The organism is Deinococcus rubellus (assembly GCF_025244745.1).
GTDB lineage: Bacteria > Deinococcota > Deinococci > Deinococcales > Deinococcaceae > Deinococcus > Deinococcus rubellus.
The window spans coordinates 948,168-963,334 of sequence record NZ_CP104213.1 but is presented as its reverse complement, the minus strand read 5'-3'; the positions used below and the strand labels follow the sequence as shown (position 1 = coordinate 963,334).

Below are 15,167 nucleotides of genomic sequence, written 5' to 3'. Positions count from 1 at the left end.
GGCCCCGGCCTTCTTGTTGCAGATTTTGAGACGGTTTCTTTGCGTGCCGATGCTTTACTTCCGCATGTTGGGTTCGAGAATCTTCTTGCGCAGCCGGATGCTCTTGGGCGTAATTTCCACCAGTTCGTCGTCGCCGATGTACTCTAGGGCGTCTTCGAGCGTCAGCTTCTTGATGGGCGTGAGCGAGAGAGCGTCGTCCGCGCCACTGGAGCGCACGTTCGTCAGCTTCTTGTTCTTGGTGACGTTGACGTCCATGTCTTTCTCACGGGCGTTTTCACCGACGATCATGCCGACATACACCTCGGTGGCGGGCAGGATAAAGAAGTTCCCCCGGTCTTGCAGTTTCCAGATCGAGTAGGCAAACGAGTTGCCCGCTTCCATCGCCACCAGCGAACCGTTCTGGCGGGTCTTGAGCTCACCGGCCCACGGCGCGTAGCCGTCGAAGATGTGGCTCATGATGCCCTCGCCCTGCGTCATGCTCAGGAACTGGGTACGGAAACCGAACAGCGCGCGCGAGGGAATCTTGAACTCCACGCGGGTGCGGTTGCCCTGCGGCTCCATGTTCACGAGCTGGCCCTTGCGGCTGGTGATCGCGCCGATGACGGTGCTGGAGTGATACTCGGGCACGTCCACGACCAGATGCTCAATCGGCTCGGACTTCTCACCGTCGACCATCCGGGTAATGACCTGCGGTGCGCCGACCTGAAGCTCGTAGCCCTCACGGCGCATGGTTTCCAGAAGAATCGAGAGGTGCAGCTCACCGCGCCCGCTGACCACGAACTCGTCGGGGCGCAGTTCCTCGACCTTGAGCGACACGTTGGTCATGACTTCCTTTTTCAGGCGGTCATTCAGGTGGCGCGAGGTGACGTACTTGCCTTCGCGCCCGGCAAACGGGCCGTTGTTGGGCTGGAAGGTCATGCTGACGGTGGGTTCATCCACGGTGATGATCGGCAGGGCCACGGGATCGGCCAGATCGGCCACCGTTTCACCGATCTGGGCGTCCTCCAGGCCGGAGAGCGCCACGATGTCGCCCGCGCCCACCACGTCAGCCTCGATGCGGTTGAGACCGAAGTGGGTAAACGGCTGGACGATCTTGGCCTTGGTCATGGTGCCGTCTTTGTGCATCAATTGCACGTACTCGCCCTTCTTGACCTGTCCGCGCTGTACCCGGCCCAGCACGATGCGGCCCAGGTATTCGGAGTAGTCGAGGTTGGTCACCAGCATCTGAAACGGCTCGTCGAGCTCGACTGGTGGTGGTGGAATGTACTCCAGCACCATCTCGAACAGCTCGTGCATGTCTTCCTGGGGATTGTCGAGGTCCTTGTAGGCCTTGCCGTCGCGGGCCACGGCGTACAGGATCGGGAAGTCGAGCTGATCGTCGCTCGCGCCGAGTTCAGCCATCAGGTCGAAGGTCAGGTTGACGACTTCCTCGATGCGGGCGTCCTGGCGGTCGATCTTATTGATGACCACCACGATCTTCAGTCCCAGCTCAATGGCCTTTCGAAGCACAAAGCGGGTCTGGGGCATCGGGCCTTCGGCCGCGTCCACCAGCACCAGCGCACCGTCCACCATGCCCAGCACGCGCTCGACCTCGCCGCCGAAATCGGCGTGTCCGGGGGTGTCCACGATATTGATCTTGACGCCCTTGTACTCGACTGCCGTGTTCTTGGCCAGAATGGTGATGCCACGCTCTTTTTCGAGGTCGTTGCTGTCCATCGCCCGCTCGGCGATTTCCTCACCATGCTTGAGCTTGAGGGTCTGCTTGAGAAGGCCGTCCACCAGGGTGGTCTTGCCGTGATCGACGTGCGCGATAATCGCGATGTTGCGGTATTCCATGTGCGTTTTCTCCTTGCTGGGGCCGCTCCCCCACTCAGGAAGGAGGCCACAAAAACGCCCGCGCACTTGACTACTTCTCGCCGTGGCGGGCCGTCCAAACGTGGATTCTAACAGATCATGGGCCAGGAAAGTCAGGGCGGTGTCACGGTTCGGGGGGCAGGTCGGAATCACGGACGTGGGCAAGCGCAATCCCGCAGCCTGTCTCCCCCGGCTTCCTCCTCTAAACTGACCGGGTGATTGCTTTTCTTTCCGGCGTGGTGCGCGAGCTGCGCGAACACAGCGCCATTCTCCTGACCGGCGGCGTGGGCTACGAGGTGCTGTGCCCGGCCTCGACCCTGGGCAAGCTGAGCGTGGGGTCGCCCGCCGAACTCCACACCCGATTGGTGGTGCGCGAGGACGCCTGGACGCTGTTCGGGTTTCATGACACTGACAGCCTCAAACTCTTCGAGCTGCTGACCAGCGTGACCGGCGTGGGGCCGAAGCTGGGGCTGGCGCTGCTGTCGGGCATGTCGCCCCCGGCGCTGGCCCAGGGCCTGCTCAGCGGCGACAGCAAACTACTCAGCAGCGTGTCGGGGGTGGGCAAGCGCACCGCCGAGCGCCTGGTGCTCGAACTCCAGGGCAAGGTGCCGGAACATCTGGCTGCGCCCACGGCGGGCGGCGCGCGCTTCAGGGTGGTCAGCACGGCGGGGCAGGACGCGGTGGACGCGCTGCTGGCACTCGGCTTCCGCGACGCCCAGGTGCGGGCCGCCGTCTCGGAACTGCTCTCGCAGGACCCCGAACAGAGCGCCGATCAACTGATCCGCAAGAGCCTGGGCCGCCTGCGTTGAGCGCCGCCCACCCGGCAGCCGGAGGGCCGGAGACTGGTCAGGCAAAGGCCGATCAGGAAGCCAAGCTGCCCAACCAGGAGCAGCGGGCCACCTGGCTGGAACTGTTCTTCGATCTGGTGTTCGTCACGGCCCTCGCCCAGCTGGCGCGGCGCTTCACCGATGACACCACGCTGCGGGGCTTCAGCATCTTCGCGCTGATGTTCGTCTCGGTGTGGTGGGCCTGGGTCGGCAACACTCTGTTTGCCGGGCGCTACGGCAACGAGGGGCGGCCCTACCGCTGGGGCACGGCGCTGCAACTGCTCAGCGTGGGTGGCCTGGCGCTGGGCGTGCTGGGCGACCTAAAAGACGTGGGGGGATTTTTCAGCGTGCTGTTTGCGGTCAACCGCTTCGTGCTGGTGGGGATGTACGCCGCGCAGATCAAAGATGCCCCCAGTCCCGAACTGGCCCGCGCCCAGTTTCGTACCTTCGGGCTGAGTGCCCTGATCTGGCTGGGCTCGGCCTGGCTGCCGCTCGGCTGGCAGCAGGTCGCCTGGGGCTGCGCCGTGGGCGTGGACGCGGTGGCCTCGATGGTCTCGCGGCGGGTCCAGGCCCAGAATCTGCCGCACCCCGAGCATCTGCCGGAGCGCGTCGGGCTGCTGACCATCATCTCGCTGGGGGCCATCATCACCGAGATCGTGGGCGGCGCGGGCAACCAGAAACTCACCCTGATCGGGCAGTTGCCCGCCGGGCTCTCACTGCTGATCACCCTGGTGCTCTTCAAGCTGTACTTCGACGAGGCCCGCGACCTGCCAGTGCTGCTGGCCCACCGCGACGGACGGGTGGGCACGCTGCTGCTGTGGCTCTACACCCACCTGCCGCTGACCCTGGCCCTCACTGCCCTGGGGGTCGGCATCGGGCACGGCATCGCGAATCAGGGGCCAGAAGCCGACCAGCACGAGCGGGTCATCGTGGCCCTGTCGCTGACGACCATTTTCCTGAACCTGGCCGCGCTGCGCCTCGTGACTCAGCACGCGCTGGGTAAACTGCGAATGGACCTGAGCATCTGGGCGCTGCTGCTGGGCGGCGCGGCGATGCTGGGGCTGATGTTCGTTCCGCTGGGCACCCTCCCCTACCAGGCAGCGACCCTGGCCGTCTGCGGCCTGGCGCTGCTGGCCGTCTGGCGCGATCCGGCCCGGCAGTTTCTGTCGCGCACCGAGGAGGCCGTGGCCGAGGAAACCCACGCTGACGAAAGTGCCGCTGACGACGGCTCGTCCGGGCATTCATCCAATCAGGGCCGTTCCGCCCAGGCCACGACGCCCGAAACCTGAAGTCCACCCCTTCCGAAGTCCTGCTTTCTCTGAAGCAATGGTGAATACGGGTCACCAGACCGGCCAGAAGCGCCTCTGGAGCGCTCTCCGGAGCTGCGGCCCCCCGCTCTGCCCCAGTGCCAAACTCCACCTCCGCCGCCCGGACCCGCTACCGTAGACCCATGACCAATCCAGCCACCTTGCCCGATACTTTCCGCGCCATGCTACTGACCAAAGACGGCGACGCCGTGAGTGCAAACCTGACCGACGTACCCAGTCGCGACCTGCCCGCAGGCGAGGTGACCGTGCGGGTGCAGGCGTCCGATCTCAACTACAAAGACGGGCTGGCCATTCTGGGCAAGCTGGGCATCCGCACATATCCGATGGTGCCAGGCATTGATTTCGCCGGAACCGTGCTGGACAGCTCGGATGCCCGCTATAAAGCTGGCGACGCCGTGACTCTGACCGGCTGGGGCGTGGGCGAGCGCTACTGGGGCGGCTACGCCGAACTGGCCCGCGCAAAGGCCGACTGGCTGGTCAAGACACCTGGGCGGTTCAGCGCCGCCGAGGCGATGGCGGTGGGCACGGCAGGCCTCACCGCCATGCTGTGCGTGATGGCGCTGGAAGACGCGGGCCTGACCCCCGACCAGGGCGGCGAGGTGCTGGTCACGGGCGCGGCGGGCGGCGTGGGCAGTGTGGCGGTGAGCCTGCTCTCAGCACGCGGCTACCGCGTCACGGCGGCCACCGGGCGCGTGGCGAGCGAGGGCGACTACCTGCGGAGTCTGGGCGCGGCAGAACTGATGGACCGGGCCGAGCTGAGCGCCCTCAAGAAGCCGCTGGAAAAGGAGCGCTGGGCCGCCGCCGTGGACGTGGCGGGCGGCGCAACGCTGACAGGCGTGCTGGCGAGTACCTGCTACGGCGGCCACGTCGCAGCCTGCGGCCTGGCCGACAGCGCCGCCCTGATGACCTCGGTGCTGCCCTTTATCCTGCGAAACGTCACCCTGCACGGTGTGGACAGTGTGCAGTGCCCGGCCCCCACCCGCCAGCGCGCCTGGGACCGCCTGGCCGCCGAACTGCCGGACCAGCTCCTCCAGAGCGGTGTACAGACGGCCCGGCTGGAAGACCTGCCGCGCCTCGCCGGGGAGATTCTGGCCGGGCAGGTGCGCGGGCGCACGGTGGTCGACCTCACTTAAGAACGAAACCCTACGGTCTGGCCGTGCCAAACGTGATGGATTGAGCGCATGACCACGCTCATTCTCGGCGCAACCGGCGGTATCGGCTCGACCCTCACGCGGCTCTGGACACAGGACGAGCTGTGGCTCAGCGGGCGCGACGGGGACAAGTTGCAGGTATTGGCTGACGGGCGTCAGGCCAACATTCTGAAGGCCGACGTGGGCTTCGAGAGTCAGGTCAGCCGCCTCTTCGAGCAGCTTCCAGGCACGCTGGACACCATCGTCTACGCGGCGGGGTCGGCTCACCCCGAGGCGCTGGCCCAGGCCAAGGCCGAGAACGTGCGGCAGGTCTGGAACGCCAACTATTTCGGGCTGCTGTGGACGCTCAAGTACGGGCTGCCCAAGTTGGCGGCGGGCGGGCGATTGTACGTCGTCGGGGCGCGCGAGGACCTGACCACCGCACGGGGCTTCTCGCAGTACGCGGCCAGCAAGGCGGCGGTCGCCCGGCTGCTCAGCATTGCCCGGCTGGAAGCGCGCGGCAAAATGCTGACGCTGGTGCTGCCGCCTGCCGTCGACACCGGACTGTGGGCGCAGGTGGGCAAGGTACCGAAAGGGGCCGTGTCGCCAGATGTGGTGGCGCAGGCCATCATGGATGACCGGGGCGGCGCAGGGCAGGAGGAGTTGCGCATCTGAAGTGAGGTCAGACCTCAGCGCCTTTGCCGCTGGACGACAGCTTCAGGCCGATCAAGGCCGCGACCAGCACGCCCAGCAGGGCCAGACGCACCAGGCTGAGACCCTCGCCGAACAGCAGGCTGCCCACCGCGACTGCACCCACCGAGCCGATGCCCGTCCAGACGGCGTAGGCCGTGCCCAGCGGAATGGTCTTGAGGGCGCGCGCGAGAAAGTCGAAGCTGAAGTAGGCGCACACCAGAAACACATAGAGAAACTGCGGGCGGGTCTGCTCCAGCTTCAGGGCGGTGGCGAAGCCGATTTCCAGCAGCCCGGCCAGCGCCAGCCAGTGCCAGCCGGTCCAGCGCGGGTCACTCACGGCACAACCCGCAGCCCGATGATCGCCAGCACAACCGTGCCCAGCAGCCCCAGCCGCAGCGGCGTGGCTTCCTCCCGAAAGAACAGGAACCCAATCAAAGCCGTGCCCACCGCGCCGATGCCGGTCCAGACCGCGTAGACCGTGCCGAGCGGCAGCGTCTTGAGCGCCTGACTCATCAGCCCAAAGCTGGCGACGGTGAACACCAGAAACAGCAGGCTGGGCCAGCGTTTCTTGAATCCGTCGCTGAGTTTCAGACAGGTCGTGAACCCGATCTCGCACAACCCGGCGAGCAGCAATATCGTCCATCCCATGAAAGCCTCCTCTTTTTTAGCGAGCACTCGCTAAAACCTCAGCACTCAATAGCACGCCCGTGCTAAAAAGGCAAAATGCCCCGCATCGTCGATCACGATCAGCGCCGCCGCGAACTGGCCGAAACCGTCTGGGCACTCATCCGCGAGCACGGCGTAGAGGGCGTCAATCTGCGCCTGATCACGGTGCGGTCCGGCTGGTCGAGCGGGGCGATCCGGCACTACTTGCCGCACCGGGAAGCGGTCCTGACTTTTGCCGCCGAACACATGGCCCGGCGGATCGAAGCCCGGTTCCAGGGCATCTCCCCAACGGACGACCCGCTGAGCGACTTTCTGAAGTTGGTGTGGGAAGTCTTGCCGCTGGACGACGAGCGCCGCGCCGAGTCTCAGGTCTGGCTGGCCTTTGTCGGGCTGAGTGTCAGCGATCCGGGCATCGCCGATACCCAGGGCGTGGCGTATCAGGCGCTGAATGAAGCTCTTCGGCACATTTTTGAAGGGTTCTCGCGGCTGGGCTGGCTGCGTCATCAAACGCCAGAAACCGCTGCCTGCGAGATTCAGGCGTTGATTGACGGCCTGAATCTTCACCTGCTGCTGGGACAGATCACGCCAGGTGCCGCTTGGACAGCCGTCGAGGGCCGCGTTCGCCAGCTCATCGGGCCGCCTTGACTACTGGCCTGCCGTCTCCATCACGGCTTTCCTCGCCCGCACCGGCCAGTTGGCAACCAGCACGCCCAGCAAGGTCAGCGCCGCCGCGCCCAGCTCGCCGGAGGTAAACCGCTCACCCAGCAGCCAGATCGCCAGCGCGAACCCCAGCAGCGGCGAGAGATTCTGCCAGATGCTGGTGCGGGCCGCGCCCAGCACCTGAGCGCCGTTGGCCCAAGCCAGGTAGGCGAACACGTTGGCGAGCAGCCCCGACAGCGCGGCCAGCCCCCAGGCCCACAGCGGCGCGGACAGCTGGCCCAACGTGGGCAGCACCGGGACGATCAGCGGCAGGGTGCCGATCAGGGTGGCGAACCCGACGAACGGGAGCAGCCCCAGCCGCGCCACCAGGGGCCGGTTGGCCAGGGTATAGAGAGCCCAGGCCAGCGCCGACAACCCCAGAAACCCCAGCCCCGTCAGACTGAGCGAACTGCCCGGCTCCAGGGTCTGTCCGAACAGCCACAGCATGCCGCCGAGCGAGATCAGCACGCCCATGACCTGCGGGCGACTGGGCCGCTGGCCCACCAGACCGCCGAGCAGCACCACCACAATCGGCACCACCGCGTTGGCCAGCCCGGAAATCCCGGCAGGTGAGCGGTGGATGCCCGCCACCGAGAAGTTCTGAAACAGGGTCGTGCCGAGTAGCCCCGCACCCGCGACCCACAGCCAGTCCCGGAAACTCCAGCGCGGCCAGCCGCCCCGCCACAGCGCCAGCCCCAGCAAGACAATGGACGCCACTCCCAGGCGCAGACCGATGGTCTGGGCCTGAGTAAACGAGTTGAGGAGCACCTTGACGGCCACCACATTGCCGCCCCAGATCAGCACCGTGAGAATGACCCCGGTGTAAGCGAGGACGATCACCGAGGGCCGGAGAAATAGGCCACCGGATTCAGCGCCAACAGACTCAGCCCGCCGCTCAACACCCGGCAGCTGCTCAGAACACCACCGTCTTGTTGCCCGACACCAGCACCCGGTCTTCCACGTGGGCCTTGACGGCGCGGGCCAGCACCTGGCGCTCCACATCGCGTCCCAGCCGCATCAGGGTGTCGGGCGTCTCGCGGTGGGTCACGCGGGCCACGTCCTGCTCGATGATCGGCCCGGCGTCGAGTTCCTCGGTGACGTAGTGGGCGGTGGCCCCCACCAGCTTGACGCCGCGCTGAAACGCCGCCCGGTAAGGATTGGCCCCGACGAAAGCGGGCAGAAACGAGTGGTGGATATTGATGACCGGCACCCTCAGCCCGCGCAGCAGCTCGCCCGACAGAATCTGCATGTAGCGCGCCAACACCACGAAGTCCACGCCCGCCTCGTGAAAGAGGCGAATCTGCTCCTGCTCGGCCTCGGCCTTGGTCTCTTTGGTCACCTTGACCTGGGCAAACGGCACGCCGAACATCTCCGCGTCGCCGCGCAGGGCGTCGTGGTTACTGATGACCAGCGGAATCTCCACATCGAGTTCGCCCCGGCGCTTGCGAACCAGCAAATCCAGAAAACAGTGGTCGTACTTGCTGACCATGATGCCCATGCGCTTGGGCTGGGCGGTGTACCAAACCCGCCAGTTCATTTCGAACGGCTCGGCCACCACCTGACCGAACGCCCGCTCGAACTGCTCTTTGGCAAGGTCCAGACCGTCAAGGTGAAACTCCATCCGCATAAAGAACTGCCCGCCCTGGGGATCGGTGGAGTGCTGGTCAGAGTGGATGATGTTCGCACCGTGGTTGTGCAGAAACTGCGACACCGCCGCCACGATGCCCTTACGGTCCGGGCAACTGATGGTCAATCGGGCGGTGTGGCGGGGGTCGAGGTCCAGCGTCATATCGGCTGAGTGTAGCTCAAAGTGCGCTTTTACCGCCCGGCACGCGGCCCTGAACGCCGGCCTGCACTGACCTGAATTCTTGAAGCTAATTCCAGTGGGGGGGGTTAGTTCGTCCGGTTGACAAACAAAACCTGAACGTGTAACTTCATGAAAGTTTCACAACTTCTCATCTAGACCGTTCCTCCGATCTGTTCCAGGCCCTCTAGCACCGCCTTCAGGAGTGTTTATCCCTATGACGCCGTCCACCGAACACGTCGCCTTCGATCAGGCGGCCATTCGCAGCCGCCACCTGCTGCAACTGCTCTCGCGGTTGTGGACGGGTGATCTGGCACGGGTGGATCTGGCGCGCGAACTGCACCTGTCGCGCAGCGCGGTGTCGTCACTGGTCAGCGAGCTTCTGGAAGCGGGGCTGGTGCAGGAAAGCGGCGTGCGGGCGGGCCAGAGCGGCTCTCAGACTGGACGGCCCCAGACGGGACGGCGGGCCACCCTGCTATCACTCAACGCCCAGGCTGCTTTCCTGCTGGCGGTGGACCTGGGGGCCAGTCACCTGCGGGTGGACCTGCTCGATCTGCGCTGCCAGCCGCTGGCCAGCCGTCAGATTCCGCACGACGTGACCGCCGGGCCGCAGGCCACCTACGCCCGCATCGTCAAACTGAGCCGGGCGGTGCTCAGAGATGCGGGCGTCAGCCAGGCGCAGGTGGCGCTGGCGGGGGTCAGTGTGCCGGGGCCAGTGGACCTCAGCAGCGGGCAGGTCATGGCCCAGCACATTCCCGGCTGGAACGGGGTCGCTGTGGCGAGCGAACTCGGCGCGCGACTGGGGCTGCCCACGCTGGTCGAGAACGATGCCAATCTGGGCGTGCTGGCCGAGCACCGCTTCGGTGCCCACCAAGGTCAGCCGGACCTGCTGTACCTCAAGCTCGCCACCGGCATCGGTGCGGGCATCATCTGCGGCGGGCAACTCTACCGGGGATCGTGCGGCGGCGCGGGCGAGATCGGCCACATCGCCATCAACGAGCAGGGGCCGGTGGGCCGCAGCGGCGGTCCCGGCTCGCTGGAGAGCTACGCGGCGGCACAGGTACTGCTGCCGCTGGCCGCCGAGCGCCGCGCTGCCGGACAGATCACTGGTCTGCCCGAGCGCTTTACCCTGAGTGATCTGTTCGCCTCGCCGGACGACGTGCTGGTCCGGGAGCTGTGGCGCGAGGTCGGCCACCACCTGGGGGTCGCCATCTCCACGGCGCTCAACCTGTTTAACCCCGGCGCGGTGGTACTGGGCGGGCGGCTGACCCAGGCGGGCGAGGCGCTGCTGAGCGCCGTGCGTGAGAGCGCCGCGCTGCGCACCATGCAGATCAACCACGCCCACGTCCATATTGACTACTCGCAGCTCGGAGCCGATGTGGGCGTACTGGGCGTGGGGGCCATGCTGCTGGGCGAACTGCTGACGCCGCGCGGCTTGCTGCACCTGGGCCAGGTGTCGCGCCGCAACGCCGAGCAGCATCCTGCCAGCGCCAGCCGGGCACCGCCTGACCTGCCGATTCGCCCGCCCCGCCTGACCCCGCATTTTCCCGAAGCGCCCAGCGCTTCCTCTAAAGGAGTGGTATGAAAAAAAGCATCAAGAACGCCCTCGTGATCACCGCCGCCCTCGGCCTCACCGCCCAGGCCCTCGCCGCCAATAAGATCGAGATCTTCTCGTGGTGGGCCGGTGACGAGGGCCCCGCCCTGGCCGCCCTGATCAAGCTCTACGAGGCCAAGTACCCGGCCGTCAAGGTGGACAACGCCACCGTCACGGGCGGCGCGGGCACCAACGCCAAGGCCGTGCTGAAAACCCGTATGCTCGGCGGCGATCCGCCCGACAGCTTCCAGGCGCACGCCGGACAGGAGCTCACCGGCACCTGGGTGGTCGCCAACCGGATGGAAGACCTGAGCAGTCTCTACAAGTCCGAGGGCTGGAATAACAAATTTCCCAAAGCCGTCATTGACCTGATCTCCTACAAGGGCGGCATCTACAGCGTACCGGTGGACGTTCACCGCTCCAACGTGATGTGGTACGTCCCGGCCAACCTGAAGAAGTGGGGCGTGAGTGCGCCAAAGACCTGGCACGATATGCTCACCGCCTGCACCACCCTGAAGGCCAAGGGCGTGGCCACGCCCCTCGTGATGGGCGAGAACTGGACCCAGCAGATGATCTGGGAGTCTATTGCCACTGCCATGCTGGGACCGAAGGGTTGGAACGACCTGTGGAGCGGCAAACTCAAGTTCACCGATCCCAAAGTCGTGTCTACCTTCTCGATGTACGGCAACGTTCTCGACTGCGCCAACAAGGACGCCAGCGGCCTGAGCTGGCAGCAGGCCACCGACCGCATGCTCGCGGGCCAGGCCGCCTTCAATATCATGGGTGACTGGGCCGCTGGCTATATGACCACCACCAAGAAGCTCAAGCCCGGCACCGATTTTGCCTGGAGCCCCAGCCCCAGCACCAGCGGCACCTTCATCATGCTGGCCGACAGCTTCGGGCTGCCCAAGGGAGCCAAGGACCGCCCCGAGGTCATCAACTGGCTCAAGCTGCTGGGCAGCAAGCAGGGCCAGGACACCTTCAACCCGCTCAAGGGCAGCATCGCCGCCCGCACCGATTCCGACCTGAGCAAGTACGGCGCGTACTCGCAGTCGGCGGCCAGCGACTGGAAGAAGAACACCATCGTCGGCAGCATGGTTCACGGCGCAGCCGCCCCCGAGAGCTTTACCAGCGGCTTTGGCAGCATCAACGACGCCTTTGTCAGCAACCACGACGCCAGGGCCGCCGCCCAGTCGTCACAGGATCTGGCCGACAAGTCGCGCATCGGGATGTAAAGCCTGAGCTTGGGTGCGTTGCCCGGCGCGGCGCGCTCCCCAACTGCATGACCGCCAGTTGACAACCCGCATCACTTTCCGAGAGACGGCGACCCCAGTGCCGTCTCTCGCCCTGAAAGGAGGGCGACATTGAAACGCCTGTCCACTGACCGCCTGTGGGCGATTGCGGTGCTCACGCCGTCGATCATCTTGCTGGCGATCTTCGTTTACGGCTTTATCTTCCGCACGGCCTACACCAGCCTGACTGACTGGGGCAACGATCCGGCCCAGGCGTTCAGCCTCACGCCAATCATCCGCTTTATCGGGCTGCAAAATTACCACGACCTGTTTACCAGCGGCCTCAACGTCCGCTTCCGGCAGGATCTGGTCAGCACCTTATTTTTCACCATCTTTTTTATCGCTGGATGCCTGGGGCTGGGGCTGGCGATGGCACTGCTCCTCGACCGCAACCCCAAGGCCGAGGGGCTGTGGCGCACCATTTTCCTGTTTCCGATGAGCCTGTCGTTTATCGTCACCGGCACCATCTGGCGCTGGATGCTGCAACCCCAGGGTGGCCTCAACCAGCTCTTTCACCTCAATCCGGCCAGCAACGGCTGGCTGACCAGTCGGGATTCGGTGTGGAGCTTCGACTGGAACAAGATCCCGCTGGTGACGGCTGTCCTGGTGGGCCTCATCTTGCTGTGGACCGGCTGGCAGGCGCTGCGAAACGCTCAGCGCACCCGCATGTGGGTGGCCCTGGGCTGCGCGGCGCTGCTGCTACTCTGGGCATTTGTTATCGGGCCGAATGTAAAACTCCTTCCCGCACCCGAGCTGCACGGCTTCAACATCGCCTTTATCGGCATTATCATCGCCGCCATCTGGCAGATGAGCGGCTACACCATGGCGCTGTACCTGGCTGGGCTGCGCGGCATTCCCGAGGAGTTACGCGAGGCCTCACGGGTGGACGGGGCCACCGAGTGGAACACCTACCGCCACGTGATCTTTCCGCTGCTGGCACCGATTACCCTGTCGGCCATGATCATTCTCGGCCACATCAGCCTCAAGATCTTTGATCTGGTGTTCGCCATGACTGGCCCCGACAACGGTCCCACCGACGTTCCAGCCCTGCTAATGTACATCACGTCCTTCCGGCAAAATGCGCTGGCGGTCGGCGCGGCCATCGGCACGGTGCTGCTGCTGCTGGTGGCCATCATCATCATTCCCTACCTCGCCAGCCAGTTCCGCAGCCAGGAGGGCCACGCATGACCAGCACGCCGCTGAGTTCGGCCAGTGTGCCCAGCGTCCACAAATCGGCGCGCTTCTCGCTGTCCAGGGTCTTGATGTATCTAGGCCTGGTCATCGCTGCGCTGTTTTTCCTGCTGCCGATCTACCTGCTGGTCGTGACCGCCTTCAAGACGCCCGACGCCATCAACCTGGCGACCACCTGGCAACTGCCCAAATTTCTGAACTGGGCCAGCTTCTCGGATGCCTGGGCCAAGGTCGGCGGCAACATGGGCAACAGCCTCTTTCTGGCGGTCGTCGCCACCGCCATCAGCGCCATGCTGGGCAGCCTCAACGGCTACGCGCTGAGCAAGTGGAGATTCAAGGGCGCGAATACCCTGTTCGCGCTGATGCTGTTTGGCATGTTCATCCCCTACCAATCGGTGCTGATTCCGCTGTTTCAGTTCATCAAGTCGCTGGGGCTGTACGGCAGCATCTGGGGCCTGATCCTGGCGCACGTCGTCTACGGCATTCCGATCACCACCCTGATCTTCCGCAACTTCTACGCCGACGTGCCGGACGCGCTGGTGGAGGCGGCCACCATCGACGGCGCGGGCTTCTGGGGCATTTACGCCAGGGTCATTTTCCCCATCAGCATTCCCGGCTTCGTGGTGGTCATCATCTGGCAGTTCACCCAGGTCTGGAACGAGTTTCTGTTTGCGGCCACGCTCACCTCGTCCGGCAGCCAGCCGGTGACCTACGCTCTCTCGCAACTGGCGGGCGGACAGGCGGTGTCGTGGAACCTGCCGATGGCGGGCGCGATTCTGGCGGCCATCCCGACCCTGCTGGTCTACATCGTGCTGGGCCGCTATTTCGTACGCGGTCTGCTGGCGGGCAGCGTCAAGGGCTGAAGCTCTTCCCCATTCAAAACGGCCCGCTGTCTTCGGATGGCGGGCCGTTTTCCTATCATTTCAGCGCAAGGCCCGCCGCACCTGACCGGGCAGCGCCAGCAAATCCCCCACCCCATCCACACCCGCGAACACATCGAGGTGGGGCAGCGCCGCCGCCATCCCGCGTGCCAGCGGCAGGTAGCCGGTCTGGGCCGCCAGCGGGTTGAGCCAGACCACACCGCCGACGCGGGCGCGCAGCTTTTTCAGCGCTTCCACGAGTTGCGGCGGCTCCCCGGTGTCCAGGCCGTCACTCAGAATCACCAGCAGGGTGTCGGGACGCAGGTGGGCGCGGCCCAGCCGCAGCAGCCGCGCCAGATTCTCGCCGATGCGGGTGCCGCCGCCCCAGCTCTCGCCGCTGCTGGCACCCAGCCCGGCGCGCAGCAGGGGAGTCAGGCGCTCCAGCGAGGTGCTGAACGAATACACCTCGACCTTGCGGCTGCGGGCCGAGAGTGCGGCAGCGTAGCGCAGCAGGAGTGCAGCGTAAGGGGCCATGCTGCGGCTGCCGTCGAGCAGCAGCAGCACGCGCGGCGGGCGGGGCGGGCGCAGGCGGTAGCGCAGGTTGAGCGGCTCGCCCCCGGTGCGGCGGGCGGCTTGCAGGGTGGCGCGCACGTCCACCTGGGGGCCGCTCATCCCCACCCGCCGCCGCCGCGAGCGGCCCAGCCGCACACCGCCCAGCAGGGCGCGGGCCGCCTCGGCGTACAGCGCCGTCTCGCCCAGGGCCAGGCGGGGTGGCGCACCCTGCCCGGCGTGCGGACTCAGGCGGGTCTGAAGGAGCTGGCCCGGTTCGTCCGCTTCGTCTGGTGCATCCTCGCCCGGCGTGGGGCGCTCACTTCCCGCGACAGAAGATTCGGCCAAGCTCTCGGCATCCTCATCCGCGTCTTCAGCGCTCTCAGTGGGCGGCTCAGTCGGCTCGGTCTCGTTTCTGGCCGGATCGGGACTGGGCCGCTCGGGCGCGTCGGGGGGCGTCGGGAAATACGCCCGGAAGAGAACTGGGAAAGCCTTCGCCTGCTCGCGGGTCCGGGCGAAAATGACACCCCAGGCGGCTTCCAGCACACCGAAATCCAGCAGCCCCAGCCCCTCGGCGGCCCGCAGCGCGTCCGCGAGGTCGCCGGGGCCGACGCTGAACCCGGCGCGGCGCAGGTGGACCGCGAAGGTCGTGAGGTCCGGCAGCAGCGCTCGGGTCACGG

The 15,167-nt window shown here is 65.9% G+C and carries 15 protein-coding genes; 9 read left to right on the top strand and 6 right to left on the bottom strand.

Translation table 11 applies throughout. The annotated features are described in order from the left end of the window. Nucleotides 1–54: 54 nt before the first annotated feature. On the bottom strand, nt 55–1,836 hold the full coding sequence (gene typA, locus N0D28_RS05090; protein ID WP_260561293.1) for a translational GTPase TypA: 1,782 nt from the start codon (nt 1,834–1,836) through the stop codon (nt 55–57). Nucleotides 1,837–2,069: 233 nt separating this feature from the next. On the opposite strand from typA, the gene ruvA reads away from it, so the two are divergent. The 4 genes from ruvA to N0D28_RS05070 all read left to right on the top strand — a co-directional run bounded on the left by ruvA (nt 2,070) and on the right by N0D28_RS05070 (nt 5,814). Beyond that, nucleotides 2,070–2,663 carry a Holliday junction branch migration protein RuvA gene (gene ruvA / locus N0D28_RS05085; RefSeq protein WP_260561292.1) on the top strand — a complete coding sequence of 198 codons (594 nt, stop codon included), beginning with the start codon at nt 2,070–2,072 and terminating at the stop codon, nt 2,661–2,663. Further along, nucleotides 2,660–3,970: a low temperature requirement protein A gene (locus N0D28_RS05080; RefSeq protein ID WP_260561291.1), complete on the top strand. Its 1,311-nt coding sequence runs from the start codon at nt 2,660–2,662 to the stop codon at nt 3,968–3,970. The genes ruvA and N0D28_RS05080 overlap by 4 nt, the downstream gene beginning before the upstream one ends. A gap of 161 nt (nt 3,971–4,131) precedes the next feature. Further along, entirely contained in the window at nt 4,132–5,142 is a 1,011-nt protein-coding gene (locus N0D28_RS05075) for an MDR family oxidoreductase (RefSeq protein WP_260561290.1), read from the top strand. A 48-nt stretch (nt 5,143–5,190) separates the two neighbouring features. Beyond that, a complete protein-coding gene (locus tag N0D28_RS05070; RefSeq protein ID WP_260561289.1) occupies nt 5,191–5,814 on the top strand; it encodes an SDR family NAD(P)-dependent oxidoreductase in 624 nt (207 codons plus the stop codon). 7 nt (nt 5,815–5,821) lie between these two features. Here the strand turns inward: N0D28_RS05070 and N0D28_RS05065 are convergent, their stop codons facing one another. Further along, nucleotides 5,822–6,169 (bottom strand): DMT family transporter, encoded by a 348-nt coding sequence (locus tag N0D28_RS05065; protein WP_260561288.1) that lies wholly within the window; start codon nt 6,167–6,169, stop codon nt 5,822–5,824. Continuing rightward, entirely contained in the window at nt 6,166–6,480 is a 315-nt protein-coding gene (locus tag N0D28_RS05060; protein ID WP_260561287.1) for a DMT family transporter, read from the bottom strand. Before N0D28_RS05060 ends, N0D28_RS05065 begins: the two co-directional genes overlap by 4 nt. A gap of 75 nt (nt 6,481–6,555) precedes the next feature. Here N0D28_RS05060 and N0D28_RS05055 point away from each other — a divergent pair, with 75 nt between their 5' ends. Continuing rightward, nucleotides 6,556–7,143 (top strand): TetR/AcrR family transcriptional regulator, encoded by a 588-nt coding sequence (locus N0D28_RS05055; protein ID WP_260561286.1) that lies wholly within the window; start codon nt 6,556–6,558, stop codon nt 7,141–7,143. Here the strand turns inward: N0D28_RS05055 and N0D28_RS05050 are convergent, their stop codons facing one another. Together N0D28_RS05050 and purU are read right to left on the bottom strand one after the other, a co-directional pair. Further along, nucleotides 7,144–8,037 (bottom strand): DMT family transporter, encoded by an 894-nt coding sequence (locus N0D28_RS05050; RefSeq protein WP_260561285.1) that lies wholly within the window; start codon nt 8,035–8,037, stop codon nt 7,144–7,146. It lies immediately after the preceding gene. Nucleotides 8,038–8,110: 73 nt separating this feature from the next. Continuing rightward, nucleotides 8,111–8,986: a formyltetrahydrofolate deformylase gene (gene purU / locus N0D28_RS05045; RefSeq protein ID WP_260561284.1), complete on the bottom strand. Its 876-nt coding sequence runs from the start codon at nt 8,984–8,986 to the stop codon at nt 8,111–8,113. Between the two features lie 232 nt (nt 8,987–9,218). Between purU and N0D28_RS05040 the strand changes: the two genes are divergently transcribed. The 4 genes from N0D28_RS05040 (at nt 9,219) to N0D28_RS05025 (ending at nt 13,941) form a co-directional block, all read left to right on the top strand. Continuing rightward, nucleotides 9,219–10,586, top strand: a complete 1,368-nt coding sequence (locus N0D28_RS05040) for an ROK family transcriptional regulator (RefSeq protein ID WP_260561283.1) — start codon at nt 9,219–9,221, stop codon at nt 10,584–10,586. Next, nucleotides 10,583–11,830 carry an ABC transporter substrate-binding protein gene (locus N0D28_RS05035; protein ID WP_260561282.1) on the top strand — a complete coding sequence of 416 codons (1,248 nt, stop codon included), beginning with the start codon at nt 10,583–10,585 and terminating at the stop codon, nt 11,828–11,830. Before N0D28_RS05040 ends, N0D28_RS05035 begins: the two co-directional genes overlap by 4 nt. A 129-nt stretch (nt 11,831–11,959) precedes the next feature. Further along, on the top strand, nt 11,960–13,075 hold the full coding sequence (locus tag N0D28_RS05030) for a carbohydrate ABC transporter permease (protein WP_260561281.1): 1,116 nt from the start codon (nt 11,960–11,962) through the stop codon (nt 13,073–13,075). A 74-nt stretch (nt 13,076–13,149) separates the two neighbouring features. After that, nucleotides 13,150–13,941, top strand: coding sequence for a carbohydrate ABC transporter permease (locus N0D28_RS05025; RefSeq protein WP_376777667.1), 792 nt, complete (start codon nt 13,150–13,152; stop codon nt 13,939–13,941). Nucleotides 13,942–14,001: 60 nt separating this feature from the next. Here N0D28_RS05025 and N0D28_RS05020 read toward each other — a convergent pair whose 3' ends face one another. Continuing rightward, nucleotides 14,002–15,165: a VWA domain-containing protein gene (locus tag N0D28_RS05020; RefSeq protein WP_260561279.1), complete on the bottom strand. Its 1,164-nt coding sequence runs from the start codon at nt 15,163–15,165 to the stop codon at nt 14,002–14,004. Between the last annotated feature and the right edge of the window lie 2 nt (nt 15,166–15,167).